We start from the raw sequence: 26,899 nt of genomic DNA on the forward strand, positions 1-26,899 counted from the left end.
CCCCGGAAGAACCCATCTCGAGCTGCAAAGACTCTTTGACCCAGGTGATCACGGAATGAGCGGCGGCCTCCGCGCGCCGGGCCCGGCGGGGCTAGCATTCACGCTGATCGAGATGCCGAGATCGCGAGGAGAGGCCCCGTGGAGCAGATCGCCTACGACGAGTGGCGCGAGAGTGCCGTCGACCCCGCCTTCAGCGAGTGGATGCGCGCGCTGAGCGAGCCGGAGTGGACGGCGGTGGTGAACCACCCGTTCGCCGCCTCGATCACCCGGGGCGACGTCCCCGACGACGCCATGCGCCGCTACCTGGTCCAGGACTTCCAGTTCGTCGACTCCTTCACCGCCCTGCTCGGGGCGGCCGTCGCCTGCGCCGACAGCTTCGAGTCGCGGGTGCCGTTCGGCCGGTTCCTGGGGGAGATCGCCACCACCGAGGAGGTGACGTACTTCCACCGGGCCCTCGCCGCCCTCGGCGCCGCCCCCGCCGACCTGGCCTCCCCCGTGCTGGAGCCGGTCACGGAGGACTTCCGCGCCCTGATGGACGAGGCCAGGACGGGCCTGGACTACCCGCTCGTCCTGGCGGTGCTGTGCGTGGCCGAATGGACCTATCTGAGCTGGGCCGCCCTCGCCGAGGAGCCGCTGCCCGACAACTTCGTGCACCGCGAGTGGATCGAGCTGCACGAGGGCCCTGCCTTCCGCGCCTGGGTGCACTTCCTGCGCGACGAGCTGGACCGGCTGGGTCCCGGGCTGGACGAGGAGGGACGGCTGCGCGTGCTCGACTTCTTCCGCCGTGCCGTACGGCTGGAGCTGCGCTTCTTCGACATGGCCGACGGTTCCTGACCTCCCGCCGGGGACCCCGGCGCCCCCGCACGCGGGGAAGGGACCACTCAGTCCTGGTCCCGCCCGGGGGCGGGGATGGGGTCGGGGGCCTCGCCCGACCGGTAGACGCCTTCCGCGCCCACCTGGGCCGCGTGGACCCGCTCGTCCGGGGCGTACAGGCGGATCTGGACGCCGTCGGGGTCGGTGAAGCCCATCGCGTGGCCCGCGGAGGCCCTGAAGATCGGGCTGTGCGGGACGCCGAGCCCGTCGAGACGGGCGGCCCAGTCGTCGAGCCCCTCAAGGGTGACCTGGAGCGCGAAGGGGTCGGCGTCGAAGAGCGCCCTGGCCAGCTCGGGGTTCTCGCGCAGCGCGATCTGGAAGGACGCGCCGGGGACCGTGAAGCTCATCCCCCTGATCACCCCGTCGTCGTCCTGGAAGCTGGTGTGGTGCTCCAGCCCCAGGACCCGTTCGTACCAGGAGCGGCTCCGCTCCAGGTCGCTCACCCAGATCTTGAGGTGGTGCACACCGGTCAGTACGGCGTTCAACTCGTCTCCTCAGGGGGCCGGCGTCGTCGTGACGGTCGTGGTGAAACGGTGGTTGCAGAATCTCTCACGCGCCTGCGCCCGGCTGAGGCGGCGCCCGGCCTCCTCGCGGCCGAGCCCCTCGAAGCTGTCGAAACCGAGCCTGGCCGTGGCGTCGGCACCGGGCGCGAGGCGGGTCGTGAAGACGATCCGCCCCCGGTGCGGGACGCGGCTTCCGGCGGCACACCAGACGCCGTCGGAGTGCTCGCGGCAGCGGAGGACGGCGAGCCGCCCGCCGGTGGTGGCGTCGAGCAGCACCGCCCGGGTGGGGCCCCGCGCGCCCTTGGGGAAGCGGCCCCCCACCCAGAAGGCGCCCCAGTAGGGGGCGAAGGAGGGCGTCCACGTCATGGAGTAGTCGAGGGTGTAGGAGACCCGGCCGCCCGCATCCGGACGCGACACGGCCCCGGCCGTCAGCTCGACACCGATCAGCGGCTTCTCCTGGCACTTCCTGGCCTCGGTGACGCAACTGGCCTGGGCCTGCGGCAGCGGCGACAGGGCGGCCGCGATGAGGGCGAGGCCTACGGCGATCCCGAGAGCACGGCGCATGAGACCTCCTGTGTGTCCTGCCCCGAGAATCGTGTCCTGCCCCGAGAACGCTACATGCGCCCGGCTCTCCGCGCGTCAGAGATCAGGATAGTTCGCCTCCCGGCCCGGAAACCCTCCGGGCCGGAAACGGGGACCTGACGGGACCGGATAGCACCCGATGGGACATCGGGCATGGGAAAGCCCGGGTGGGCGGAGAGGAGGGGGTCCGCCGCCCACCCGGAAACGGTCAGATTACCCCGACAGACATGAGTTTGGCTCGCTTGAGCGCACAGGATCGGCCGGATCTCCGCGGATCCGGTGGTCACGCCGATCTCCAGGGCGGGAGACCGGCGTCCGGCCGGAACCCGAGGCGGCGTCCGGCCGGACGCCGGATGGCGTTCGCCGGGACAAGGGTGAGCCGCCCCCGCGAATCGCCGGGGACGGCCCTGCCGACGCTACTGGCCGGCCTACTTCCTCTTCTTGCCTCGCCGCAGGACGCGGAGGACGACCAGGAGGAGCGCGGCGACCGCCGCGATCGTCACGACGGGGCGCTTGCCCGCCTCGGTCGTGACCCTGCCCGCCGCGTCCTTGATCTCGACGGGAGTCACCTCCTTGACCCTGCCGACGACCTCGGGAGCCACCTCCTTGACCCGCCCGACCATCTCGGGGGCGGCCACCTTGACCCGCTCCACCATCTCGGTGGCCGTGGTGGCGGTCGCCGCCCCCACCTTGCGCAGGTCGTCGCCCACCTGGGCGGCGGTCTCCTGGAAACGGCCCTTGACGTCGGTCTTGTGCACCAGTGCCTCCACTGTGTCGCCTAGTTCGCGGCGGGCGTCCTCGATGTCCCGCCGCATGGTCTCCGTGTCGTTCCCGTCGCCTCCGACGGTCTTGCCGGTCTCCGTCGCGCCGCCGGTGCCACCGGTGCCGCCGGTGCCACCGGTGTTGGCGTACGGGGTGGTCGTCGCCGTGGTGTCGAGGAGCCGGGGAGTGCCGTCGCGCTCGGACTCGGGAACGCCGAGGTCCTCGCGGGGCGTGCCGTCCGGCTGGTTCGGCGGGATGTTCAGCGACCCGCTCTCGTCCGGCGTGATGGGCTCGTCGACGCCCTTCCTGCGGGATCCGGTGGTCCCGGCGTCGGCCTCTCGCCGGTCGGGCCCGCCCGGGTCTGTCTCGGTCATCGGTGCGCCCTCTCTTTCACCGCGTCGATGTCGTCCTTGACGCTCTCGATGGTCCGTACGGGGGTCGGCGGGGCGGCCTCGGCGACCTGGCGCTTGCCGAAGAACCCGAGCGCGCCCGCCACGGCCAGCAGCACCCCGCCCACGAGCGCGGCCGCCGCCCACGGGGGCATGTACCGCGCGAGAAACAGGATCACCGCGGCGACCAGGGCTCCGGCCCCGAACAGGGCCACGACTCCCGCTCCGCCGAACAGCCCCACGCCGATCCCGGCGTGCTTGCCCTTCTCCGTCAGCTCCACCTTGGCCAGGCGCAACTCGTCCCTGACGAGACGCGAGACCTGCTCCGACAGCTGCCGGATCAGCTCGGACGTCGGCAGCGACTCCTTGGTGTTGGTCATGGACCGCCTCCTCCCCTACAGGAGAAGACGTCTACCCTCCCCTCCTCCGGCAAACATGGCCCTGACTGCGATGATCACAGGGGGTGCGGCCACGTGCGGTCACCTGCGGTCACGTGGCGGAACCGGGGAGGCCGGGCGTCCACGGCGGTACGAGGGGTTTCCCGAGCCGGGGGCCTCCACGGCGCGGCCCGGTGGGTCAGGCGGCCGGGGGGACGGCTCCGGGCGTGTCGGCCGGGCCGCCCGGCCCGGGGACGGTGGTGGCCGACCCGCCCGCCCATGGCCGTGATCCGCGGGAGCCACGCCCCGGCCGACCGGGTGGAGGACGCCGCCGCCTGGCCCCCCGGACACGTCGATCACGTCTCACGGCCGGGATACGCCATGATCATAGGGAGGCCCGCGTGTCCGAGTGGTGGAAAAGTAGAGGTACGGGTGAAGATGAGCCTCTTGGGATGGTGCGTGGCACGATGAGCGCGATCAGGAAGGCGGCACGCTAGAGATGGCACAGATCGTCGGCGGCGGAAGCCCGGTCAACGACGCCGAGCGACGGGTCATCGCGCACCTGCGAGACAGCGCCCCGGACGACTGGCTGCTGCTGCACAACATCGAGGTGCCCCGGGGAGACGACACCTTCGAGGTGGACGTGATCGTCCTGACCGGCCACTCGCTCTGCGTCATCGACGTCAAGGGCACCCGCGGCCGGATCGAGGTAGCGGGGACCCGCTGGTTCCCGCTGCGGCGTGAGGCGTTCGGCTCCCCCGTCGCCAAGCTGCGCGGCAACGGGCGCGCCCTCAAGGGCCTGCTCACCCAGGAGCGACGCGAGCTGGACCGGGTCTACGTCGACAGCCTCGTGGTACTCACCGGGGCCGACGCGGAACTGGTCGACCCGGCCGGCCGCGACTCGCGGCACGTCACCGACCTCGCCGGGCTGATCGGCACGCTGAGTGACGTCTCCCGCGTCAGGCGCGGCCACACCACGGACACCGCGCCGTACGGTACCGCGATCATCGAGGCGCTCAACGGGAGCGTGCGGCGTTCCACGGCGCCGCCGCGCTTCGGCAGCTGGGAGGTGGAGGAGCAGCTGGGCGGCGACACCCGGGTCACCGAGTACCGTGCGATCAACGCGACGGTCCCGGGCAGTGAGACGGTCCTGCTGCGCGTCTACCGGGCCGACCCGCTGGCCGAGGAGGAGCCGAGGGCGGCCGAGCGACGGCTGATCACCAACGCCTACCAGGCCCTCACCAGGATTCCCCCGCACCCGTGCGTGGTGCGCGCCCGCGACTTCTTCGCCATCGACGACGAGAGCCGGTTCGTGCTCGTCCTCGACGACGTGCACGGCCAGGCGCTGCACCTGCACCTCACCGCCTCCCCCTCCACGCTCTCCACCGCCGCCCGGCTGGACGTGGTGGAGGACATGCTGCTCGGCCTGGCCCACGTCCACGCCAACAACGTGATCCACCGGGCGCTCAGCCCCGCGTGCGTGCTGGTGACGGAGGAGGGCCGGGCCATGCTCACCGGGTTCGACTACGCCAAGCCGGGGCCCCGGGCGCACACCGTGGCCAACGAGCTGCCCAACGTCCTCGACACCCACTACGCCGCCCCCGAGTGCCAGGCCATGCCCGAGCGGATGACGGCCGCCTCCGACGTGTACGCGGCCGGGGTGATCGCCTTCCAGCTGCTGACCGGGAAGCTTCCGCCGGTCACCCCCGACGCCGAGCCCGCCTCCGGCGAGGCGCCCGTGGAGGTCATGGACCTGCTGCGGCGCATGCGCGACCACGCGACGCACAAGCGTCCCACCGCCGCCGAGACCCTCGCCGACCTGCGCCGGGCCCGGCGGCCCCGCCCGGCGGAGCCCGTCCGCCGAGTCCCCGCCGCCCAGCCGCCCGTCCCGCCGCACCTCGCCGTACGACCGGACCCCGCCGTGTCAGGCCCTGCCGCATCAGACCCCGCCGTGTCGGACGCCCGTCCCCAGGATGTCCGGCCACGGCACACCGGCCACCCTCAGGCCCCGGCACCCCAGGGCCCCGGCGCGGCGGGCGTCGTCACGGCGAACCCCGGCGCGACGGACATCGGACGGCCGGTGAAGCACAAGCCGGAGGAGCACGGGCCCGAGGAGCACAGGCCAGGACGCCACCCTCGGGACGCCCGTCCCCAGGCACCCGCCCGGCAGGAGACCGCGCGCCCCGAGGGCGTACCGGCGCGGGAGCCGCTGATCGACAGGCTCAGGACGAGATTCCGGCGTATCACCGGAAAACAGCCGTGAAGGCGAATCGGCCGCGCGACGGAGTAAGGGTGTAACCCACAGAAGGGACACCCGGCACATGGCCGCTCCCCCTGACGCGCCGACGAGAATCGGCGACGCCGAGCTGATAGAACGATCCCGGGATCACCCCGACCTGTTCGCGGTCCTCTACGACCGCTACTTCGTCGAGATCCACCGCTACGCCGCGGGACGGCTCGGCTCGCAGATCGCCGACGACGTCGCCGCCGAGACCTTCCTGGTCGCGTTCCGCAGGCGGGAGTCGTTCGACCCCGCCAGGGGGACGGTCCGGCCCTGGCTGTACGGCATCGCCACCAACCTGGTCGCCCAGCATCGCAGAAGCGAGATGCGCAGGCTGGAGGCCCTGCAGCGGGCGCCCGTCACCGGTGAGGCCGACGAGGGACACGAGGAGCGAGTGGCCGCGCGCCTCGCCGCCGCGGGCGTGCAGGGGCCGCTCGCGTCGGCGTTGCGCCGCCTCCCGGACGGCGACCGCGACGTCCTGCTGCTCGTCGCGCTCGCCGACCTGAGCTACGAGGAGGTCTCACAGACCCTCCGCATCCCGTTCGGCACCGTCGGCTCCCGGCTCAACCGGGTGCGCAGGAAGCTGCGCACCGCGCTGGGCGGCGTCAATCCCATGATCGGAGACTCCGATGGATGAACTGACCTCGGTTCGTGACCTGCTCACCGAGCCGGAGCCGTCCCACGAGGTGATCGCGGCGGGCCGGGCCCGGCTCCTGGCCGCCGCCGACCCCTTCTCCGGGTTCTCCGAGTCCTTCGAGCCGTCCGGGCCGTCTTCCCCCGGATCTCCCTCCCCCGGATCGCCGGGAGACCGGATGATCCGGCAGGCGCGGCGCGGCCGCAGGACGGCCTGGTGGACGGCCCTGGGGGTGGGACTGGCCGGGACCGCGGCGGCCGCGGCCCTGGTGGTCACCTCGTCGACCGCCGTACACCCCCCGGCACCGCTCAACCGGCTGCCGGCGCCGGACACCTCGGCCACGGCGCGGCAGGTCCTGCTGGCCGCGGCGACCGCGGTGGCCAAGGCTCCCACGAAGGGTGCCTACTGGGTCATCCGCACCGTCAACGGGTCCCAGCGCGTCGAGCCCGGTGCCCGATACCTCGTCCTGCGGCGCCACGCCACGGAGATGTGGCTGTCGCGGACACGTGACAGGAAGAGCTGGAGGATCAACCAGTATCTCGGCGCGAAACCCGCGACGCCCAGGGACGAGGCGGCCTGGCGGAAGAACGGCTCGCCGACCCGCTGGCTGTTCGAGGACGGCGCGCTGACGGGTGGCTACATCTCCCCCGAGCACCGGATCGAGTCCGCGAAGGGAGAGCCGGAGGCGTCCTGGCTGCGCGGCGGGTGGATCGGGTCGGCGGGCCACCTGACCAAGGGGTCGCTCACCTGGGCCGAGGTGAGCGCGATGCCGGACACCCCGGAGAAGCTGAAGGCCTACCTGGGCGAGCGCAACGCCTCTCTCACCGCCGAGCGGCCGGATCCGGGCAAGCGGGGGGAGGCGGATCCGTGGATGCTGGAGGACTGCATGACCATCATCACCTCGCTCCCGGTCTCTCCCGAGACGCGCGCGGCGGCCTACCAGCTCCTCGCCTCCCTGCCGGGGATGAATTCCGAGGGAGAGGTCGTCGACGATCTCGGCCGGGTCGGCCAGGCGATCTCCTACCCGGCCAGCACGTCCATGCCGCAGGGCGAGAACAGGGTCTTCGGGAGGAACCGGCTCGTGATCGACGTGGCGAGCGGTCTGCCGCTGTCCCGGGAGAGGGACAATCTCGACCGGCTCCCGGACGGGCGGACCTACAAGGTCGCCTCGTTCACCGCGTACGAGCGGATCGGCTGGACCGACGACATGCCCGACCTGCCCGCCCGGCGCGACTGAGCCGCCGGGCGGTGGGCGTCGGCAGGGTCAGCGGCGGGTGTGGCCACCCCGGAAGCGGTCGAGCAGCCCGCGCAGCTTCTGCTGGTTGCGCGGGTCGCGGGCCATCGCCTTTGCCTTCTCCAGGTTCCGCTGCCCCTGCGGGGTGCGCAGGTAGCTTCGGATTCGGTCGATCAGCGACGCCATGGTGTCCTCCCTCTGTCGGAACCCGACGACTACCCGCTGAGCCCGGTTCCAATCACCGTCGGCACCGGGCTCAGGAGTCGACGAAGTCGTCGGGGACCATCACCCGCAGGCCGTTGGGGACGGTACGGATCGTGATGGGGGTCATCAGACGGACCTCGCCGTCGACGTCGGCGGCCATCGGCGGGTCGGTCTCCAGGTGCATCTCGCGCCCCACGACGAAGGGGCCGCCCGCCAGGCTGCGCCAGCGGCCGCTGCCGGCGCGGACCATGGTCTCCAGCAGCAGGCGCAGGCGCTTGCCCGAGCCGAGCTGGTACGCGACCAGCCGCCCGTTGTCGATGCTGATGTCCCTGGCGACCTGCCAGCCGCCGTGGAAGCGGCCGTTGGCGATGTTGAGCTGGTGGGTGAGCAGCTCGTGGCGGTGCCCGTCCACGGTGAGGAAGGCGCGGAACGGCCGGTGGCCCGGGAGGACCGTCAGGGCGGTGAGGGGGTAGGCCGCGCGGCCGAGGAGGCGCTTCACCCCGTGCCTGACCTTGCCCGCCACCTCCACCGAGACCCCGAAACTGGCCAGGTTGGCGAACTCGCGGTCTCCGGCGACGCCGAGGTCGATGTCGGCGACCTTCCCGGTGCGCAGGACCCGGACGGCTCCGGCGAGGTCGAGGGGGACACCGAGGCTGCGGACGAAGTTGTTGGTGGTGCCCAGGGGCAGCACCCCGAGGGCGACGTCGCGGTGGGCGACGTGCTTGACGGCGGCGCTGAGCGTGCCGTCGCCGCCGCCCACGACGAGCAGGTCGGGCTCGTCGGCGAGGGCCTCCTCCAGGGTGGCGCGCAGGCGCTTGGGATCGACCACCGGCAGGAAGCGGATCGAGTCGAACCCCTCGGCCCGCAGCGCGCGGACCACGGCGGGGTAGTGGCGCCGGCCTTGGCGCGAGCGCGTGTTGACGACCACGCGGACCCTGCCCTTGGTCCGGATGGCCTCGGTGTGCTCGGCCTTGCTTCGAAGCTCTCCCACGCTGCCCCTATCCGATCGGGTGGTTGCCCGTTCAAATGGTAGGGCCCCGCCGTCGGTGACGGCGGGGCCCGTGCCTCCCGGGTGCCTCCAGGGGCCTTCCGAGCGCCTTTCTGGGGGTCTCCTGGGCGGGGTGACCTACTTCTTGGGCGGGGTGACCTGCACGATCGCGCCGAGGTCGCCCGGGAGCGGGGTGATCAGCTTGAGCTTCACGCCCAGCGCCTTGCCCTCGTCGCCGGGGTTGCCGGAGCCGAGGACGTGGCCGTTGCCCATGTCGGTCCCGTACATCTCGGTGGCCGGGGTGCCGTCGGCGTTGACGACGCGGGTGCTGTACGGCTGGTCGCCCTTGGAGGGGATGACCGTCGAGGCGTCCACGTCACGGTAGAACAGGCTGGTCCCGCGCGCCTCGAACCCGGGGTACCAGGTCTTGGCGTCGGTGAACTCGGAGACCCCGCCCTGCGCGGCCACCTTGGTGCAGTACTCGCTGAAGGGCTCGCCGGGTCCCTCGAAGCACTCGGTGAAGGGGTAGGTCTTGGCGAAGGAGAAGGCGGCGTTCGAGCTCTGCGCGCGTCCCGGCATGTTCTTGAGCGTCGTGGTGTCCTTCTCGGCCGCCGCGCCGGTCCGCCGCAGCGGGTCGAAGTGGGAGTCGACGAGGAGCAGGCTGCCCTTGGCGCCGATGCTCGGCGCCAGTTCGAGGCCGTTGGCCACCGAGTTGTTGGTGTAGTTCGAGTCGCGGAGCCAGACGAGCATGCCGGGGGCGTTGTACTTGACCTTCTCCACCTTCCACGCGCCGTCACGCGAGTAGGTGGAGTTGTAGGTGTACTGCAGGCCCTTGTCGAAACCGTCGAGGTTGCGCCACTCGGCCAGGTAGAACCGGGAGACCTCGCGCTTGCCGTCGTTGACGACCCAGCCCTGGCCGGTGGTGCCGTTGAAGCTGCCGCCACTGGCCGTCCAGCCGGTGGCGCCGCTCTCCAGGTCGTCGCTCCACACGGTCTGGGTGCCGTTGGTGAGCGCGAAGTCGTCGACGTGCCAGCCGCGCGGGGTGTAGGCGGCGTCGGTGTTGTAGGTCAGGCGCAGCTTGACGGTCTTGCCGGCGAACGGGGCGAGGTCGACGTAGTCGTGCCGCCAGCCGTCGGTGTTCCCGGTGAGACCGTACTTCTTGTTGCCGAACGCGACCAGGTTGCCGTTGGGGTCGGCGTAGTCGTCGTCGGTGGAGACCAGGGCGCCGCCCTCGGTGTAGACCTTCTGCTGGGCCCAGGTCGTGCCGCCGTCGGTGGAGATCTCGACGAAACCGTAGTCCCAGTCTTCCTCGATCTCGTAGTTGTTCCACATCCGGAACTTCAGGTCGGTTCCGGCGGGCACCTGGACGTCACGGCCGATCTTGACGTTCGCCCACTCCTGGTCGAAGTTGGACCAGAACGTCTTGGTGCCGCTGTGCGGCTCGACCATGACGACCGGGGGGCTGGCCAGGTTCACCCTGACGCCGTCCTCGGTGAGCCTGGGCGTGCGCGAGGCCTGGCCGATCGTCACCACACCGGCGCGGTCGCCGGGGTTGAAGATCTTGGGGTTGGCCCAGCCGAGGACCCACTTGCTCCAGATGCTCATGTGGGTGGGCATCGACTGGAAGATCGGGCCGCTGTGCGAACCGGCGGACATCAGGTCCCAGAAGTCGACGGCCGAGGAGAACTGGCCGCTGGTGTCGTAGAGGTCCGGCAGGCCCAGGTCGTGGCCGTACTCGTGGGCGAAGACGCCGACGCCGGAGTCCTCGGGCTGCACGATGTAGTTGGAGATCTTCACGTTCTCGCCGGGAACCTGGTGTCCGCCGGCCACCGCGCTGGAGTGCGCCCAGATCGCGTAGGTGCCCTCGGCGCCGCCGTCGGAGGACTTGTCCTTGCCCGCGTGGACCAGGACGAGGTGGTCGACCACGCCGTCGGGCTCGGCGAAGTTCCCGTCGCCGTCGGCGTCACCGACGTCCTCGATGTCGTAGTCGGCCCACGGGAAGTTCGGGTTGGTGGCGGCCAGGGTGTCGACCGCGTCGATGGCGAGCTGGCCGGCCCCGCGCGGGTTGTCCGGGTGGCCGGTCATGTCCTGCACCGGCTGGCCGCAGGCGCGCGCGCCGTAGTACGCCTCGGAGTGCGGGACCTTGATCCACGGGCTCGCCTGCCCGGTGACCGTGTAGGCGCCCTTGGACATCTCCTCGTACATGTTCTTCATGGTGGAGCCGGAGATGTCGATGCCCTTGCGGCCGTCCCGGGGGTCGGTCAGGTCGGTGCGGACGCGCTGGGTGATGCCCTGCTTGCTGTAGAGCATCTTGTTGAAGTGGTCGGGGCTGAAGTCGGGCACCCAGAAGCTGTTGTTGTCCTTGTGGGACAGGGTGGCCGGGTTGGGGATCCTGTTGTGCAGCGGGCCGTTGAGCAGCGTGCCCGCCGGCTCGGTGACGCACTCGGCCGGGTCCTCGCTGTCGACGTTCCCGGGCCGGGAGAAGCCGGAGAAGTCGTCGTTGGCCTTGTCGTTGAACTCCACCAGCAGCGTGAGGAGCTTGGCCGTCTTGACGGTCTTCGACTTCTTGAAGATGAAGTCGGCGGGGTTGATCCCCGTCCTGATCGCCTGGGCCTCGCGCTTCGCCAGCACCCGCGCGGCGACCGGGTTGCCCTCCGTGTACTTCTCGGTGATCTTCTTGGAGGGGCTGAGCTTGCGCGCCCGCGCCGACGGCACGGCGGGGTCGTCGACCTCCGGCTCGTCCCTCGGGGGCGCGTAGTTGATGTAGTAGTCGGCCGCGGTCGGCTGGTACCGCGCGACCGAGGTGTCGCTCTCGGCCGACGCACCGCCCACAGCCAGTCCCGTGACGGCCAGGCCGAGCACGGGGACTATCGCGAGAAGGCGTTTGCGAGCGCCTCCGCTGCTGACTCTGCCGGACAACGTGTCCCCTTCCCTGCGCCCGGGGTGGCCGGACGCGTCCATCTCCGGCACGCCGTATGAGCGTGCCGAACCGGGACGTTAGACGAGAAGGTAAAGTCAGAGTCAAGAGACCAAATGATGTTGCGAAACTGCAATAAAGCACCGTTTGTCCGAAGAGGGCGTATCGGTTGTCCGGAGAGGGCACGGCGGGGCAGGCCGTACAGTCCAAGGTGTGACCGCTATCCCCGAACTCGTCGCCGCGCTCGCACCGGAGAAGGTGCTGACCGACCCCGACGTGACCGACTCCTACGCACGGGACCGGACCTTCCTGGAGCCGGGCAGACCGGCGGCCGTGGTGCTGGCGCACACCAGGGACGACGTGGTCGCCGTGATGCGATGGGCCACCGAGCACCGGGTGCCCGTGGTGCCCAGGGGAGCCGGGACCGGCCTGGCGGGCGGGGCGACCGCCGTCGAGGGATGCGTCGTGCTGGCGCTGCACAAAATGGCGGCCATCAGGGAGCTCTCCCCCGCCGACGAGACGGCCGTGGTCGAGCCGGGCGTCATCACCGCCGACCTCGACCGGGCCGCCCGCGAGCACGGGCTGATGTACGCCCCCGACCCCTCCTCGTACGAGATCTCCACCATCGGCGGCAACCTCGCCACCAACGCGGGCGGGCTGCGGTGCGTGAAGTACGGCGTGACCCGCGACTCGGCGATGGGCCTGGAGGTCGTGCTCGCGGACGGGCGGGTGATCAACACCGGCAGGCGCACCGTGAAGGGCGTGACGGGGTACGACCTGACCGGGCTGTTCGTCGGCTCCGAGGGGACGCTCGGGGTCATCACCGCGGCGACGGTACGGCTGCGCAGGGCCCCGTCGGTCTACCCGGCGACGATCGCGGCCGAGTTCACCTCCCTGCGGGACGCCGCCGCCGCCGTCTCGGCGATCATCGCGGCCGGATGCCAGCCGTCGCTGATGGAGATGCTCGACCGCAACACGCTCAAGGCCATCGACGACTGGCGGAACATCGGGCTGGAGGAGTCGACCCGGGCGATGCTGATCGCGCAGTCGGACGCGGTGGACGGCCCGGCGGTCTCCGAGCGCATGGCCGAGCTCTGCACCGCCAACGGCGCGGCCTTCGTGGCGGTGTCGTCGTCGGCGCAGGAGGCCGAGGAGCTGATCGGGGTCCGGCGGATGGCCTACCAGGCCAAGGAGCGGCTGGGCAAGTGCCTGGTGGAGGACGTGTGCGTGCCGCGTTCCCTGCTGCCGCACATGATCGAGAAGATCGAGGCGATCGCCGTCAAACACGACGTGCTGATCACCACGGTCGCCCACGCGGGCGACGGCAACCTGCACCCGGTCTTCATCTTCGACCACGCCCTGACCGAACCGCCGCCGCGGGTGTGGGCGGCGGCCGACGATCTCTTCAGGGAGACCCTGGAGGTGGGGGGCACGCTCACCGGTGAGCACGGTGTCGGCCTGCTGAAACGGCGCTGGCTGGCGCTGGAGACCGGTCCGGTCACCGAGGAGATCCACCACGGGATCAAGCGGGTCTTCGACCCGCTCGGCATCCTCAACCCCGGCAAGGCCATCTGAGCGGGCTCTCCGTTTTGGGGTCCCCTTTGAGGGGGTTCTTCTTGGGACGGTTTCCGCCTTGGGCGGCTTCCCCGCCGCCACGGGACTTCCGGAGTGAATCTCCACCACCGTTCGCGCTGGTAGCGTTCTTCCCCATATAAACCATTTTTGGGTTTGTTCCGGGGGAATATCGTGACAGAGCCGCTCACCGAGGAGGATCCACCGCGACTGGGCTCGTTCGAACTGATCGGACGGCTCGGCGAGGGTGGTCAGGGGATCGTCTACCTCGGGCGGGGGCCCGGGGGCGAGCAGGTCGCCGTCAAGCTGCTGCACCACGGGCTGGCCGGTGATCCCGAGGCCAGGGCCCGCTTCCTGCGCGAGGTGTCGGTCGCGCAGCGGGTGGCCAGGTTCTGCACCGCGGCCGTGCTCCACGCCGACCTCGCCGGCAGCCGCCCGTACATCGTGAGCGAGTACGTCCCGGGACCGTCCCTGCGCCTGCTGGTCGACCGGGAGGGGCCCCGGCGCGGCGCCTCCCTGGAGCGTCTCGCCGTCAGTACCGCCACCGCGCTGTCGGCGATCCACCGCGCGGGCATCCTGCACCGCGACTTCAAGCCCGCCAACGTGCTGATGGGCCCCGAGGGCCCGGTGGTGATCGACTTCGGCATCGCCAGGGCGCTGGACTCGCCGGGGATGACGGCGACCGGGGTGGCGATGGGCACCCCCTCCTACCTCGCGCCCGAGCAGCTCGGTCCCGGCGAGGTGACGCCCGCGGCCGACGTGTTCGCCTGGGGCGTCACGATGGTCTTCGCCGCGACCGGTACGCCCGCGTTCGGCCAGGACTCCATCGCCGTCGTGATCAACCGGATCCTGAACGCGCAGCCGGAGATGGGCACGCTGGAGGGGCCGCTGCGCGACCTGATCGCGGCCTGCCTGTCCAAGGACCCGCTCCTGCGCCCCACCGCCGAACAGCTCGTCAGCCACCTGATGGGCGCGGGCCCGACCACCCCGGTCCCCCGCCCGGCCGCTCCCTCCCACGCCCCCGGCGCCGTGCCTGGCACTGGTACTGGCATCGGACACGCGACCGTACCCGGGGCCGGGACGGCCACACGACACGGCGTACAGGGCGGACCGGGGCAGAGCGGTCAGGGGCCTGGCGAGCCGAAGGCTCCCCGGCCGGTGGGACTCCTGCTCGCCGGGGTGGCGGTCGTGGCCGCGCTCGGCATGGCCGCCGGAGCCGTGGTGCTTCTCCAGGGCGACGAGAAGGCCGCGGCGGCGGCCCCCGCCGTGTCGAAGGTCGCGGAGCCGGAGCCGACGCCCGTCCCCGACGCCCTGGAGGAGTCTCCCGAGCCCTCGGAAACGACCTCCGAGCGGGCGGAGGACACCGAGGTGGCCTCCGCGATCACGTCCCGCCCGTCCTGGCGCACCGAGCAGCCGCCCTCCCGCCCGAACGGGGATGCTGCCTCCGCCACGGCGAAGCCGACGCGGAAGCCCAGCAGGCCCCCCTCGCAGACTCCCGAGCCGACGGTCACCACCGCCCGGCCCACCCGGCCCGCGAAGCCGACGGCCTCCACCCGGCCGAGCACCACCCCCAAGCCCTCCTCGTCCCCGAAGCCGACGTCCAGGCCCACCACGGCGAAACCGACGGTGAAGCCCACCGTCAAACCCACCGCCAAACCCACCGTCAAGCCGCCCCAGAAGCCCAACCCCTACACGGCGACAGGCGTCTGCGGAAGCGGTTACAAGGTGGTCGACTCCAGGGCCCTGGGCAGCGCGGCGACCGTCTACCTTCTCTACAACACCGGCGAGGGCAAGAACTGCGTCGTCACCATGTCGCGGTACGTGTTCCCCTCCAAGATCGCGATGAACGCGATCCTCCAGGTGAAAGGCGGCTCCAGCGGGAGCAACCCCGGCAACTTCACCGTCTACGCGGGCCCGGTACGGCTCCCCGCCGCCAAGAAGTGTGTGATCTGGGGTGGCTCGCACGGCTCCCTGTCGTGGAAGAGCGGCTGGAGCCACTGCGGCTGAGTGCGGGGAATGTCGCGCGCTTCAGCTCGTCGTTGTCTTTCACGGCCTGACGAAACGGCGGGGGTCTTTCGCGGCTTGACGAAACGGCGGCGGATGAGCCGGGGGTCGAGAATGCTTGATCACGACGGGTGTGCCGTCGGCGCGGCCAGTTCATAGGTGATCAAGATGGGCGGGTGCCGCGCGACCGGCGCCACCCCTCCGGCCCGCGGCGGCCACGTGAGGACGGCGGTCGGCCAGGACCCGGCTGAGCTGAAGGACGCTCATGCCGAACATCAGCACGCCCAGGGGGACGTGCAGGGTCTTCACCCGCGCGATGCCCAGCGCCACCTGTGCCAGCGTGAGCGCCAGGAACCCGGCCGCGTACAGGATGGGCCTGGGCGAGCCGCCGCCCGGCCGCCACACCAGGATCGCGACGACCAGGTGCGAGACCGCCACGGTGAACACCCCGTACGCAGAAACGCTGTGCAGTGTCCGTCCGCCGGGTGAGGACAACAGCAGTCCGGCGGTGATCGGCGCGGCGAAGAGGGCGAGGGTTTGCAGGATGATCGCGACACGCAACAACACGGGTGACTCCTTGACGGCTGCGAGACGGGGTGAGGACGGCGACGATCCGTGTGCCGGACGGTGTCTCGGTAGTCCGACGAGACACCGTCCGGGAATGTGAGGCGACGCGCCGGGCTCCCGGTGCGGTGTCTCGCCGACCTGGTGAGGGCGAACGCGACCACGGGAGCCGGCGACACGGTGACCACCCCGTCCGAACCGGGAGACGGCCGGCTCGATCATGACGGTTGGATCGCTTCGACGGCCGGTCTCACCGCCGCGGCTCCACCGTCCACGGCCGGAGCTTCTCGGGGTTGCGCACCGCCCAGAGGTGCCTGATCCGGTCGCCCGCGACGTCGAACGCCATCACCACCACGATGACGCCGTCCCGCTGGGCCACCAGGCCGGGCTCACCGTTGACCGTACGCTCCAGGATCGTCAGCTCGGGCACCCTGGCGACGATGTCGATGGCGTAGCGCGCGATCTGCTCGCCGCCCTCGATCGGGTGAAGCACGGCGCTGGCCAGGCCACCGCCGTCGGCGATCCCCGTGGCGTCGGGGTCGAGGAGGCCGACGAGGGCGTCGATGTCCTTCGCCTCCCATGCCTGTTTGAAGGCTCTGACGATGTCGGCGCGCCGGGCCGCCGGGGTCGCGGGAGCCTGTGCGGCGCGGATGCGGCGGCGCGCCGAGGAGGCCAGCTGGCGACAGGCCCCCGGTGTACGGCCGACGATCTCGGCCACCTCGGCGAAGGAGTAGCGGAAGACGTCGTGCAGGACGAACGCGACGCGCTCGGCCGGGGTCATCGCGTCGAGCACGACGAGGAAGGCCATGTTGACCGACTCGTCCAGGGTGATGCGGTCGGCAGGGTCGGCCGCGGTGCCGCCCGGCCGCCCGCTGATCCACTCGGTACGGTCGGGCAGCGGCTCCGGGATCCACTCGCCCACGTAGCGTTCGCGCCGGGCCCGTGCCGAGCCGAGCAGGTCGAGGCAGACGCGGCTGGCGACGGTCGTCAGCCAGGCGCCGGGGGACTCGATGGCGTCCCGCTGCTCCCGGGACATGGCGTACCAGCGGGCGTAGGTCTCCTGGACGACGTCCTCGGCGTCGGCCAGGGAGCCGAGGAGCCGGTAGGCGAGATTGATCAGCTGGCGCCGCTCGCTCATGATCGCGTTCAGGTCCGGCTCGGACTGGTCGGACTGGGTGGTCATCGTGTCGCCGGCTCTCCTCGGTCGCGTCTGCCCTCACCAGTCCGACGAGACAAACCCCCCGAACGTGAGGTCGGCGCGTCGCCTCACATTCCCGGCGGATGTCTCGTCGGACTACCGAGACACCGTCCACCACGCGGGAAAGCCCGGCGACCCCGGCCGGTGGCCCGCACCGCGACGGGTGACCCCCGGCTGGTCACCTCGTGATGGAGGACCGGCCCCGCCGGGTCGCAAGCCTCAAAATACGCTGAGATTCGGAAGGGAAGCCCTCACCATGTCCACTCCCACGTCCACCGGGCAAGACGGTCTCCGGTCACGCCTGCCCGACCCCATCCAGTTCTTCCCCGAGATGGCGGGGATCGCCGGAGGCATGTCCAAGGCGGTCCTGAACGGTTCGATTCCGCGGGTCACCGTCAGCCTGGTGCAGCTTCGCGCCGGGCAGATCGTCGGCAGCACGTATCACACCGTCCGGCAAACCGGCGATCTCCGCAAGGCCGAGGAGGCGGAGGAGCGCATCACCGCCGTGGCGTCATGGCGGGACGCCCCCTCCTTCACCGACGCCGAACGCGTCGCACTGGAACTCGTGGAGGCCGTGCTCTCCCCGAACCCGTTCGGAGAGCGCGTCCCCGACGAGCTGTACGCCAGGGCATCCGCCCACTACGACGACAAGGCGCTGTGGACGCTCACCCTGGCGATCAGCCAGATCTGCTTCTTCATCCCCGTCGCTCTCATCGGCAGGCCGATCCCCGGCAGGAACCCCGGGGAGAACTACAGCAGGTAACGCAGACGGGCTCAGAGGGAGGACACGCGAACGTGCCTCGCCCTGCGCCCAGCCGGCTCCGAGAATCAGCAGCGCCGAGCCGCCCTCCGTGTCGTCGCCGATCGTGTCCGCCCGGATCGCGCGGTAGGTCTCGGCGCGCACCCTCGGCCGCCACTTCACCGAGCGGCTCGGCATCTCCCCCAGCCGCTGGCTGCTCAACCGACGCATCGCCGGCACCCGCGCCCTGCTGGAGAAGACCGACCTCCCGGTGGAGACGATCGCCCAGCGCGTCGGCCTGTCCTCGGCGGTCAGCCTACGCCGCCGCTTCCACAACGCACTGAACACCACCCCCGGCCGCTACCGGCGCTCCTTCCGCTGACCGGCGGCCTTACGACGGGCACGGCGCGGTTCGACGACGGCTGCGACAGGCCGTCCCACCGACTGCAACCCGAAGATTACAAAATGTCATTCCTAAAATTATGCCATCTATACGATAGAAACCAAAACCCCCATTTGATACACCCTGGCCGCAATCACTGCAAAATACCTTTATTTACGCGATGGATTTCAGCTTTGCAGGGCGGCGCCCACTGTGCACATTTCGAGAATATTTTCGAATTCACTACGGGTGACGGACCACTCAAAAGTTTTGGAGGATTTACCTAACGTAGACGTATATCCTTCGGCGAGTGGCGACTTGTGCCGATCACAGACGCGAGGTGGGTGGGACATGGAGCCGGATGACACAAAGGATTTTCCATCGAAAGCGCGAGCGCGACTGAACCTTTATCGGTACGCGACCGCCGACAAGCGCGCTTATGAGTACGTAGCGCTGATGCGACTCTTCACCAACACGTTGCTCACGGATTTGTCAGCCGTGGAGGCCGCCGGACTGCTAGGGGAAGCCGGAATCACCCTGTCGGCGGACGACGTCGAAGACCGATGCCAGCAACTCGAGTCATGGGGGAATCTGGTCCGGTCGGTGCGCGACGCCCGGGTGGCGACCGTCTCGGAGTGGCTGCGCTCCCGTTCCCGATACCAGGTCTCAAAACTCGGCGGCAAGGTGCATCGGCAGGTTGAGGAGCTGCTCTCCGCGACCGACGGCGCGCGTGAGGTGGCCCGTGAGCTGCTCGGCGGCACAGCCGAGATCCTCGACCACATCCTGGCGAGGCTTTCGGACAAGCGGCAGATGGACGCCGAAGCGCTGGCCGCCGATGTGACCACCGTCTTCAACAACCAGCGATTTTTCACCGAAAGCGTGCGAGATTTCTACGCTTACCTTCATCAAGTCATGTCCCGATATGACCTGGCGGGAGCCGAGTACGCGGCGTTCAAGACCTTGCTCCTCGAATACGTCGATCTCATATCAGCCGATGTCGCCCGGCACGCGCCCGCGGTCGCCGACCGGCTGGACAGAATACTTCCCGATCTTGACCGGCTTCTCGCGGTGCTCGCCGCACTTCCTGGACTGACCGGCCCTGATGGCAGTCCGGCCGAGCGTTCGCCCGGCCGGACTGCCGCCGAGTGGGTCGAGCTTGCCGCGTGGTATGGCGAGGACGGCCGCTCGGGGCCTTCTCAGCTGCGTGCGGCAGCGGAGCAGGCGCTCGGCCAGCTCCTCGCGAACGCGAAGCGTATGCTGGCCGCCGCGGGCACCGGAGTGTCCAGGCGCGCCGATCTCCTTCGTCTCGCGACGTGGTTCGCCGAGGCCGGCACCGAGGAGGCGCACCGCATCTTCGCGGCGGCGTTCGGCGCTTATCCTTCCCGGCACCTGCTTATGGGCCCTGACGAGGTAGGTGGCCGGGCTACGGCGGGTACCTCGTGGTGGGACGCCGGCCCTGTCGACGTACCGGTATCACTGCGGGAGCGCGGTGATCGCACGGCACGAGGGCGCACGGCGCGCGTTCCCGACCCGGGTCTCGATTACGAGCGGCTGCTGGCGGAAGCGGACGAGGAGGTCGCCCGCAAGGCCGGGGCGGCGGCTGAGCTCATCGCCGTGGGAGACCTAAGTGAGGCCAGGATCACTCGTGCGGCCTGCGAGCTGTTACTGGACAAGCTCTCCGATCTGCTGGCCGTCACACCGGATCTGACCGGTCCTGCCGTGTCCATGGACTCAGAACTGGACCTGGTCTTGGTCGTCGTGCCCCGCCCGGGAGGCGTGACCCGCGTGTACTCCGATGACGGCCGGCTCACCGTTCACGGCTTGGGCCTGAGCGTCGCCCCGCTCGCCGACGTCGCCTTGGCCGATGACGACCAGACGGGAACCGAGGGATGACGATCGCAGCCCATGACGCCGACGAGCGGCGCATCGCAGCCCGTGCTCTTCTCGCCGACCCTGTGCTCACCGCGCATCGGCATTCCGAACAGCTCGCTCTTGTACGCAAACACTCCGGCGCGCTCAAGTCGACCTTCGCCAGGTTGCTGGGCTATGCCCTGGTGGTCGAGACCGGTTTCGCCCGCCTGGTCAAGACGCCGCTGTCACCCGACGCCCCGGTCCGTCCCGCTCGCCGCCCCTCTGGCGGTGAGTTCACGCCACGGGCGTACGCCTACCTCGCCCTGGTCTGTGCCGGTCTGCTGGCGTCGGACGTAGGGGAACAGGTCCTGGTGTCGCAGCTCGTGGAGCAGATTCGAGCGGACGCCGCCACCACGGGCATCACGATCGACGACACGCTCGCCGAACGACGTGACCTCGTCGCCGCGATCGACTTCCTACTCGCCTGGGGTGTGCTGACGGAGACGGACGGAAGTGTGGTGGCATGGGGTGAGCGCCGCGAGGAAGCACTGCTGACCGTCAACCGGAGCCTGCTGCCGCACCTGGTCGCGCGCCCCCTGTACCCGCTCGCGCGCCCCGAACTCCTGTGGGCTGACGATCCGAACGTGCCCGACCAACCCCGTCGTTCCCTCCGTCGCAAGCTGGTGGAGAACCCGGTGGTGCACCGCGGGGACCTCAGTGAGGCGGAACGCGACGTGCTGAGCAGGGAGCGCACCGAGCTCACTCGTATCCTGGAGGAGAGCTTCGGTCTGGGTCTCGAAGTCAGAGCGGAGGGCGCCCTCGCGTACGACGCCGACGAACGACTCACCGATGTCGCCTTTCCCGGCACGGGCACCGTGCGGCAAGCCGCACTGCTTCTCCTTGATGCGCTCATCGAGGTTCTCGAACCGAAGGCCACCGGACAGGTGATCCTTGATGGCCGGGCCGTGACGGGCGTGCTCGCGCCGTGGCAGGTCGTCGACGACAAACTGGGCGATCTCGCGCTCCGCCACGCCAAAGCGTGGCGGAGCGACGTCGTGAACGATCCGGCCCGCTTCCGGGACGAGGTCGTTCACCTGTTGGCATCCGTGGGCCTGGCCACCGTCGTGACCGAGGGAGTGGTCGTTCATCCGGCTGCCGCCCGTTACCGGCCCAGCGTGCGAGACGTCTCGGCCACGACACGCGCCAAGCGACGGCTCGGCGCCGATCCGCAGGAGATGCAGGACCCGTTGTTCACGGACGAGACCGGAGAGACGGCATGACCACCATGGATCGTACGAGTCCGATGTCCGTGATCGACGGGTCCTCCGGCGTCGAGCAGACTCCGCCACAACACCATCCGCATCGGTGGCGCCTGCATCGAGCAGGAATGATCAACGTCTGGCACTACTACGAGACCGAATTCGCCTTCTCCGGCGGACGCCTGGTGCTGCGAGGCACCAACGGTTCGGGAAAGTCCAGGGCCCTGGAAATGCTCCTGCCCTTCCTCCTCGACGGTGACCGCCGCAGGATGGACGCGACCGGATCGGGTCGCGTGCGCCTCGAAGACCTGATGCGCGCCGGTGGGCAGGAGCAGCCCAACCGGCTTGGCTATCTCTGGCTGGAACTCATCCGCCACGGGGACGGCGGAGAAACCTCAGACGGGGTAATAGAGCCGGAGTACATCACGCTGGGCGCGCTGGTCCGGTTCGCGAAATCCACCGGCGAGGCGAAAGCGTGGTATTTCACCACACCGCGTCGAGTCGGACACGACCTGGTCCTGCTCGGTGACGACCGCACCCCGCTGTCGCGTGACGGGCTGGCCGAGGCGATAGGCGCGGATCGCATCGCCGACTCACCGGATGTCCACCGTGAACGCGTCCGCGCCACGGTCTTCGGGTTGACGGGCGAGTCGGGCAAGGAGCGTTTCGCCGGTCTGCTCCAGTTGCTACGGACGCTTCGGGCTCCGGATGTCGGTAATCGAATCGACGAGGGCAGGCTGCCGCAGATCCTGGCCGACGCGCTGCCCCCGCCCAGTGAGGCCGCACTGTCGCGAGCGGGCGAGCAGCTCGACGGTCTCTCCGAGACGCGCGCCGCTCAGCAGAGACTGGAGACGGCGCACCGGGTGGTCTCCGGATTCCTCGACATCTATCGACGGTACGCCGTGGGTGTCCTGGGCGAGACCGCCGAGGCCGCCCAGGCAGCCGTCACCGCCGTCCGGAAAGCCCAACGACGTGCCGGAGAGCTGCACGACGAGCATGTACGGTTGGCCGACCAGCACATGCGGGCCGAGGCCAAGACGACGGAGCTGGCGACCGACGAGGAGGAACTACGCAGGAGCGCCGAGGGCATCCGCGCCTCGAAGGCGTACGGCGCCGTCCGCGATCTCGACGAGCGGGAGCGCAGGGTCCAGGCGCTCGGGAGTACCGCCGAGTTGGCGATCCGGATGGCGATCGCCGCCCGGATCGACGAGGCGGGCAAGGTGGCGGGAGCCGACGAGCGTGCCCGCGAGGCCGTCGAGGCGGCCCGCATCGCCGCGGAGGCCATCGCGGAGACGCGGGATCCGTTGCTGGGCGCCGGCGTACGCGCCACCATGCCGGGTGTCGCCTGCGTCATGGTCAACAGCGAAGCGGGCGCCACGGAAATGGTCAGACTCGCTCTGCACGCCGAGCCCGAGCCACTCACCCGCCCGGTCCCGGCACGTCTGGAGACGACCCCCTCGAACCTGGACGACGCCGTTGACCAGGTGAACCGGGTCTCCCACACGGCGACACAACGTGGCGCGCACGCGAGCACGCGCCTGGAGCAGGCGCGCCGCCTCGACGAACAGGCACGCGATGTGGAATCGGCCGACAGGAAAGCCTCCGAGGCCGAACAGCGGCTGACCGACGCCGTGACGGAGGCGGATGGGGAGGAAAGGGCCAGAGACGCCGCCGCACTCGCTCTCGCGCGCGACTGGACGGCCTGGATAACAGGTGAGCCGACCCGGACGTTGCTGAACGGCGTCGATTGGACCGCGACCGCTCTCCGACCGGTACTCGACGACATCGGCGCGCTCGTCGGCGACGACACGATGGATCTGCTCGCCGCGCTCGACCACGTGGTGAGGCCGGCTGCCGACGCGGTTCACGACCGGCTCTCCCGCGCCCTCGCCATGCTCGACTCCGAGGACCGGGCGGGCAGGGAACGACGGCAGGTACTGGAGGACGAGCGGAAGGGGTTGCTCGCCGCGCGCGATCCGGATCCGCCCCCGCCGCACTGGACGCGCCCGGTGTCCGGCGACGAGGTGCCGTTGTGGCGTGCCGTTGACTTCGCCGCCCAGCTGGACGAGGGGCAACGCGCGGGTCTTGAGGGCGCCCTGCTCGCCTCGGGCCTGCTGACGGCCACGATCACGGACGGCGGTCTCGCCGCCCCGGACGGCCGGCTCCTGCTTCGCGCCACCGGCCCCCTGGCCGTGAATCCGTTGAGCGACGTGCTGCTCGTCGAAACCACGTCCGCGCTTCCAGCGGAACTGGTGCGCGACGTGCTCGACCGCGTCGCGCTGGGCGATCGGGGCCACCCCACCTGGGTGGACACCGAGGGTGCCTGGGGCAACGGCCCCCTCACCGGTCGCCACCGGACGGCGACGGCCCGGCATATCGGCGCGGCCGCCAGAGCCGCCACCCGGGCCGCCCGGCTCACCGAGATCGACGTCTCGCTCGCCACTTTGGCCGATGCCGCCGAGAACCGGGCCCTTCGGCGGCAGACGCTGCACGACGAACGCGACGCGCTCGACTCACACCTGCGCACCGCGCCGACAAGCGAGTCGGTCCGGTCGGCCCACACGCTGACGGTCGCCGCGAGGCAGCGGGTGAAGAGAGTCGAGCCGATATGTCACGAAGCACGCAGGGCCGCCGCCGACCTCCGCCGGGAGTGGACCACCGCCCTCGCCGCGCACCGGGCGGCATGTGCCGAATTCGACCTGCCGACCGCCACTGACGAGCTCTCCGCGGTGCGGGACGGGCTCCGGGACGCCGTACGCCTGTGCAGGACAGCCGGACAGAGACTGGCGGAGCTGCGGCACCGTGTCGGCCTGCACGCGAACGCCGTGGCCGGAGCGCGGGAGTCTCGGCGGCCACGACACGAAGCCGAGGTAGCCGCCGCCGAGCGGTGGGGCACATGGCACGGGGAGGCCGCGGAGCTGGCCGCGATCAGGGAGAACATGGGTGCCACGGCCGAGCAGGCACGGGCCGATCTGCGCTCCGCCGAGGAGGGAGCGGCGGCGTGCCGTCGTGAACTGGAATCCACCCGCAAGCGCGTCGCCACGCTTGCGGAGCAGAAGGGCAAGGCCGAAGCCCAGGCGCAGTTGGCTCGGCAGGAGGCCCAGCGGGAGCGTGCCCGGCTCACCGAGGCGGCGAAGAGGCTCCTTGCTCGGCTTGCGCTTCCCGGAGTGGCGGCGGCCGCGACCGGGCAGCCTCATTTCCACGTCCCACTGGCGCACATCGATCCCCCGAACGTCGAGGCGGCCGTCGGGGTCGTAATGGCCGCGCTGGACAGGCGTGGCCAGATCGCCGACGAGAACGCGCTGATCCGCGCCCAGCAGACGGTGGAACGCGAACTCGCCGGTGGCTTCGACGTCATCCCCACGGTGCGGGACGGCATCCGGCTGATGGCGATCGCCGACGCGGCCGGTCAGCGCTCCCTGCCGGAGGCCACCGCCGATCTCCACCACCAGTGCGAAGCGGGGCGGTCGGCGCTGAGCGACCGCGAACGACGCGTCTTCACCGAATTCATCCTCGGCGGCGTCGCCGAGGAACTCCGGCAGCGGCTCAAGCAGGCCAAGGAGTTGATCAAAGCCATGAACGTGAGCCTGGCCGGCATCAGCACCAGCCACGGCATCGGGGTCACGTTGCGCTGGAACCTCGCCGAAGGCGCGGGCCCCACCGTCGCCAGGATCCGCGCGCTTGTTGCCACGGCCGGCGACATACGCTCCCCCGAGCAGGAGGACGAGCTGACCGAGCTGCTCAACGCTCGTGTCAGCGAGGAGTTCGCCACGGATCCGACTGCAGGATACGCGACCCATCTGAAAGCAGCGCTGGACTACCGGTCGTGGCATGAGATGGAGGTCGTCATCACCGGCCCTGAGCAGGGACGGGAGCGGAAGATCAGCCGACGGGCCAAGCTGAGCCAGGGAGAGATCCGGTTCGTGTCGTACGTGACGTTGTTCGCCGCGGCCGACGCCTATCTGTCCGGCCTACCGGACACGGCCCGTGCGCTCCGGCTCATCCTGCTCGACGACGCCTTCGCCAAGGTCGACAACCGCACGATCGGAGAACTGATGGGCCTGCTCGTCCGGCTCGATCTGGACTTCGCGATGACCGGCCACGCACTGTGGGGCTTCTATCCGCAGGTTCCCTCGCTGGACTGCTACGAGATCCGGCGCGGAGAGGGTACGGCCGCGGTGACCACCCACATCCACTGGGACGGCCACAATCGTCATCTGCGACCCGCCCGGTGAACCCGCCCGCCGAGACTCGACTGCCGGAACGCACCCGACGCTACCTCGCCGACGCCTGCCTCGCTCCCCTGTGGACGGCCCTACGCGGCAAGCTGGAACGCGGCAGGCTCGCCGTGACGGGAACGGTCACCGTGACACTCGACGAGAACGGCGCCGACCGGCTATCCGGCCTGCTCGGCAAACCCATCGCCGCAGGCCGGATCCGCGTCTCCCTTACCGCGCTCGATGAGGCCCTCCGATCCTCTGCGGCGGCCGCGGGCCTGGTCACGGTCATCGCGCAGCTCACCGGAGACGGTCTTGTGGATCGAGCGGCGATCAAAGAGAAGGCGCACGCCTCATGGGCCGACGTGTGGGCACAACTGGACGCCGCACTGGCGACCGCCGGAGCCGTGCGGACACATTGGGCCCCGACATTCATCGAAGGCATACGTCGCTCGGGACTCCTGACCCGGGCCGGTATCGATACCGCAGCCGTGGCGGTCACCCAATTCGCAGCCGTACTCGCCGAACTCTCGGGATCGGGTGGCTTTGGCGGCCCCATCACGCGAGATCCCGGCTGGGAGATCGCGGAGCTGGCCGGCCGCTGCCTCGGCGACGCGCATGGCCTCGACGACGGCAGGCTTCCCGGTTCGCTCGTGTTGCGTGCGGCCGCCGCCTCGTTCGGCGTCGCCGTACCGGAGACGGCCGAGGAACGGCGTGATCTGTGGGCACGGCTGGGAGTCGCGACCGACCTGGTGTCGGGCACCGTCCTCGTCTGGTCCCTACGGCCACCGGGGAGCGATCCCTGGTCGGCGATGATGCGGGAACGCGCCGATATGAAGCTGGTCACCCACCTGACCCTGCACGAACTTCGCGGCGCGGCGGCGGATGCACGGCTCGCCGCTCCCGGCACGCACGTGTTCGCGTGCGAGAATCCGCAGGTCCTGCAGGCGGCGGCGAGGGCACGCGTAGCCGCCCCCATTGTCTGCCCGGCGGGCAATCCGTCCGTCGCGGGCTGGGTGGCGTTGCGTCGGCTCGTGGACGCGGGTGTGATCGTTCGCTATCACGGTGACTTCGACTGGCCCGGGGTCGCGATCGCGGCCCGCATGTTCGCGGCCGGCCTGAAGCCGTGGCGGATGAGCGCCGACGACTACCGGAATGCTCTGGCGGCCCTCCCGCCGGACGCGAGGCTCGCTCTGACCGGCTCGCCGAACCCGACGCCATGGGACGCGGCCCTTGAGGACGCGATGCGCCGCCGAAACTCCGCCGTCCATGAGGAGATGTTGTTATCGACCTTGCTCACCGATCTGCGCGCACACGAGGCGGCTCCATCGGCCCTCCCGTCGTGAGCGACGGTTCCGGTGCGGGGTGA

20 protein-coding genes and 1 pseudogene are annotated in these 26,899 nt (G+C 70.4%); 12 read left to right on the forward strand and 9 right to left on the reverse strand.

The genetic code is table 11. The annotated features are described in order from the left end of the window. The first annotated feature begins 138 nt into the window (after positions 1-138). Positions 139-834 (forward strand): TenA family protein, encoded by a 696-nt coding sequence (locus ABD817_RS34580; RefSeq protein ID WP_344922571.1) that lies wholly within the window; start codon positions 139-141, stop codon positions 832-834. A 47-nt stretch (positions 835-881) separates the two neighbouring features. Here ABD817_RS34580 and ABD817_RS34585 read toward each other — a convergent pair whose 3' ends face one another. From ABD817_RS34585 to ABD817_RS34600, 4 genes are all read right to left on the reverse strand, one after another. Beyond that, entirely contained in the window at positions 882-1,358 is a 477-nt protein-coding gene (locus ABD817_RS34585) for a VOC family protein (RefSeq protein WP_344922572.1), read from the reverse strand. A gap of 9 nt (positions 1,359-1,367) precedes the next feature. After that, on the reverse strand, positions 1,368-1,940 hold the full coding sequence (locus ABD817_RS34590) for a hypothetical protein (protein WP_344922574.1): 573 nt from the start codon (positions 1,938-1,940) through the stop codon (positions 1,368-1,370). A 446-nt stretch (positions 1,941-2,386) separates the two neighbouring features. Continuing rightward, on the reverse strand, positions 2,387-3,094 hold the full coding sequence (locus ABD817_RS34595; RefSeq protein WP_344922575.1) for a DUF3618 domain-containing protein: 708 nt from the start codon (positions 3,092-3,094) through the stop codon (positions 2,387-2,389). Beyond that, positions 3,091-3,489 (reverse strand): phage holin family protein, encoded by a 399-nt coding sequence (locus ABD817_RS34600; protein ID WP_344922576.1) that lies wholly within the window; start codon positions 3,487-3,489, stop codon positions 3,091-3,093. The genes ABD817_RS34595 and ABD817_RS34600 overlap by 4 nt, the downstream gene beginning before the upstream one ends. Positions 3,490-3,985: 496 nt before the next feature. Here ABD817_RS34600 and mads6 point away from each other — a divergent pair, with 496 nt between their 5' ends. Genes mads6 through ABD817_RS34615 form a run of 3 tightly spaced genes read left to right on the forward strand, consistent with a single transcriptional unit; the run spans position 3,986 to position 7,638 of the window. Then, positions 3,986-5,749: a methylation-associated defense system protein kinase MAD6 gene (gene mads6, locus ABD817_RS34605; protein ID WP_344922577.1), complete on the forward strand. Its 1,764-nt coding sequence runs from the start codon at positions 3,986-3,988 to the stop codon at positions 5,747-5,749. 58 nt (positions 5,750-5,807) lie between these two features. Then, positions 5,808-6,404: an RNA polymerase sigma factor gene (locus ABD817_RS34610; RefSeq protein ID WP_344922578.1), complete on the forward strand. Its 597-nt coding sequence runs from the start codon at positions 5,808-5,810 to the stop codon at positions 6,402-6,404. Beyond that, entirely contained in the window at positions 6,397-7,638 is a 1,242-nt protein-coding gene (locus tag ABD817_RS34615; protein WP_344922579.1) for a CU044_5270 family protein, read from the forward strand. Before ABD817_RS34610 ends, ABD817_RS34615 begins: the two co-directional genes overlap by 8 nt. A 27-nt stretch (positions 7,639-7,665) precedes the next feature. Here ABD817_RS34615 and ABD817_RS34620 read toward each other — a convergent pair whose 3' ends face one another. From ABD817_RS34620 to ABD817_RS34630, 3 genes are all read right to left on the reverse strand, one after another. After that, a complete protein-coding gene (locus ABD817_RS34620) occupies positions 7,666-7,821 on the reverse strand; it encodes a hypothetical protein (protein WP_344922580.1) in 156 nt (51 codons plus the stop codon). Between the two features lie 70 nt (positions 7,822-7,891). Beyond that, positions 7,892-8,830 carry a diacylglycerol/lipid kinase family protein gene (locus ABD817_RS34625; RefSeq protein WP_344922582.1) on the reverse strand — a complete coding sequence of 313 codons (939 nt, stop codon included), beginning with the start codon at positions 8,828-8,830 and terminating at the stop codon, positions 7,892-7,894. A gap of 135 nt (positions 8,831-8,965) precedes the next feature. Further along, positions 8,966-11,689 (reverse strand): immune inhibitor A domain-containing protein, encoded by a 2,724-nt coding sequence (locus ABD817_RS34630; RefSeq protein WP_344922584.1) that lies wholly within the window; start codon positions 11,687-11,689, stop codon positions 8,966-8,968. A 268-nt stretch (positions 11,690-11,957) separates the two neighbouring features. On the opposite strand from ABD817_RS34630, the gene ABD817_RS34635 reads away from it, so the two are divergent. Beyond that, positions 11,958-13,319, forward strand: a complete 1,362-nt coding sequence (locus ABD817_RS34635; RefSeq protein WP_344922586.1) for an FAD-binding oxidoreductase — start codon at positions 11,958-11,960, stop codon at positions 13,317-13,319. A gap of 171 nt (positions 13,320-13,490) precedes the next feature. Continuing rightward, positions 13,491-15,323 carry a protein kinase domain-containing protein gene (locus ABD817_RS34640; RefSeq protein WP_344922588.1) on the forward strand — a complete coding sequence of 611 codons (1,833 nt, stop codon included), beginning with the start codon at positions 13,491-13,493 and terminating at the stop codon, positions 15,321-15,323. A 150-nt stretch (positions 15,324-15,473) separates the two neighbouring features. Here ABD817_RS34640 and ABD817_RS34645 read toward each other — a convergent pair whose 3' ends face one another. Further along, entirely contained in the window at positions 15,474-15,887 is a 414-nt protein-coding gene (locus tag ABD817_RS34645; protein ID WP_344922589.1) for a hypothetical protein, read from the reverse strand. Between the two features lie 247 nt (positions 15,888-16,134). Next, positions 16,135-17,067: an RNA polymerase sigma factor SigJ gene (gene sigJ, locus ABD817_RS34650; RefSeq protein ID WP_344922591.1), complete on the reverse strand. Its 933-nt coding sequence runs from the start codon at positions 17,065-17,067 to the stop codon at positions 16,135-16,137. A 271-nt stretch (positions 17,068-17,338) separates the two neighbouring features. Here sigJ and ABD817_RS34655 point away from each other — a divergent pair, with 271 nt between their 5' ends. From ABD817_RS34655 to ABD817_RS34680, 6 genes and pseudogenes are all read left to right on the forward strand, one after another. Continuing rightward, complete coding sequence (locus ABD817_RS34655; protein WP_344922593.1) at positions 17,339-17,845, forward strand: carboxymuconolactone decarboxylase family protein; 507 nt, start codon at positions 17,339-17,341, stop codon at positions 17,843-17,845. 139 nt (positions 17,846-17,984) lie between these two features. Further along, positions 17,985-18,203: pseudogene (locus ABD817_RS34660) on the forward strand (helix-turn-helix domain-containing protein); the annotation flags it as partial. A 351-nt stretch (positions 18,204-18,554) separates the two neighbouring features. Beyond that, the gene (locus ABD817_RS34665; protein ID WP_344922594.1) at positions 18,555-20,096 is read left to right on the forward strand and encodes a DUF2397 domain-containing protein; all 1,542 of its coding nucleotides are present in this window, start codon (positions 18,555-18,557) and stop codon (positions 20,094-20,096) included. After that, positions 20,093-21,334 carry a TIGR02678 family protein gene (locus ABD817_RS34670; RefSeq protein ID WP_344922595.1) on the forward strand — a complete coding sequence of 414 codons (1,242 nt, stop codon included), beginning with the start codon at positions 20,093-20,095 and terminating at the stop codon, positions 21,332-21,334. Before ABD817_RS34665 ends, ABD817_RS34670 begins: the two co-directional genes overlap by 4 nt. Continuing rightward, positions 21,331-25,548: a TIGR02680 family protein gene (locus ABD817_RS34675; protein WP_344922597.1), complete on the forward strand. Its 4,218-nt coding sequence runs from the start codon at positions 21,331-21,333 to the stop codon at positions 25,546-25,548. The genes ABD817_RS34670 and ABD817_RS34675 overlap by 4 nt, the downstream gene beginning before the upstream one ends. Further along, the gene (locus ABD817_RS34680) at positions 25,545-26,876 is read left to right on the forward strand and encodes a TIGR02679 family protein (RefSeq protein ID WP_344922599.1); all 1,332 of its coding nucleotides are present in this window, start codon (positions 25,545-25,547) and stop codon (positions 26,874-26,876) included. Before ABD817_RS34675 ends, ABD817_RS34680 begins: the two co-directional genes overlap by 4 nt. Positions 26,877-26,899: the final 23 nt, after the last annotated feature.

Source organism: Streptosporangium oxazolinicum, assembly GCF_039537505.1.
Classification (GTDB): domain Bacteria; phylum Actinomycetota; class Actinomycetes; order Streptosporangiales; family Streptosporangiaceae; genus Streptosporangium; species Streptosporangium oxazolinicum.

What these genes read in the sequence shown, in the direction of transcription:
- ABD817_RS34590 (WP_344922574.1), bottom strand. Translation starts at nt 1,940, where the DNA reads ATGCGCCGTGCTCTCGGGATCGCCGTAGGCCTCGCCCTCATCGCGGCC.
- ABD817_RS34595 (WP_344922575.1), bottom strand. Translation starts at nt 3,094, where the DNA reads ATGACCGAGACAGACCCGGGCGGGCCCGACCGGCGAGAGGCCGACGCC.
- ABD817_RS34600 (WP_344922576.1), bottom strand. Translation starts at nt 3,489, where the DNA reads ATGACCAACACCAAGGAGTCGCTGCCGACGTCCGAGCTGATCCGGCAG.
- mads6 (WP_344922577.1), top strand. Translation starts at nt 3,986, where the DNA reads ATGGCACAGATCGTCGGCGGCGGAAGCCCGGTCAACGACGCCGAGCGA.
- ABD817_RS34610 (WP_344922578.1), top strand. Translation starts at nt 5,808, where the DNA reads ATGGCCGCTCCCCCTGACGCGCCGACGAGAATCGGCGACGCCGAGCTG.
- ABD817_RS34615 (WP_344922579.1), top strand. Translation starts at nt 6,397, where the DNA reads ATGGATGAACTGACCTCGGTTCGTGACCTGCTCACCGAGCCGGAGCCG.
- ABD817_RS34620 (WP_344922580.1), bottom strand. Translation starts at nt 7,821, where the DNA reads ATGGCGTCGCTGATCGACCGAATCCGAAGCTACCTGCGCACCCCGCAG.
- sigJ (WP_344922591.1), bottom strand. Translation starts at nt 17,067, where the DNA reads ATGACCACCCAGTCCGACCAGTCCGAGCCGGACCTGAACGCGATCATG.
- ABD817_RS34655 (WP_344922593.1), top strand. Translation starts at nt 17,339, where the DNA reads ATGTCCACTCCCACGTCCACCGGGCAAGACGGTCTCCGGTCACGCCTG.
- ABD817_RS34665 (WP_344922594.1), top strand. Translation starts at nt 18,555, where the DNA reads ATGGAGCCGGATGACACAAAGGATTTTCCATCGAAAGCGCGAGCGCGA.
- ABD817_RS34670 (WP_344922595.1), top strand. Translation starts at nt 20,093, where the DNA reads ATGACGATCGCAGCCCATGACGCCGACGAGCGGCGCATCGCAGCCCGT.
- ABD817_RS34675 (WP_344922597.1), top strand. Translation starts at nt 21,331, where the DNA reads ATGACCACCATGGATCGTACGAGTCCGATGTCCGTGATCGACGGGTCC.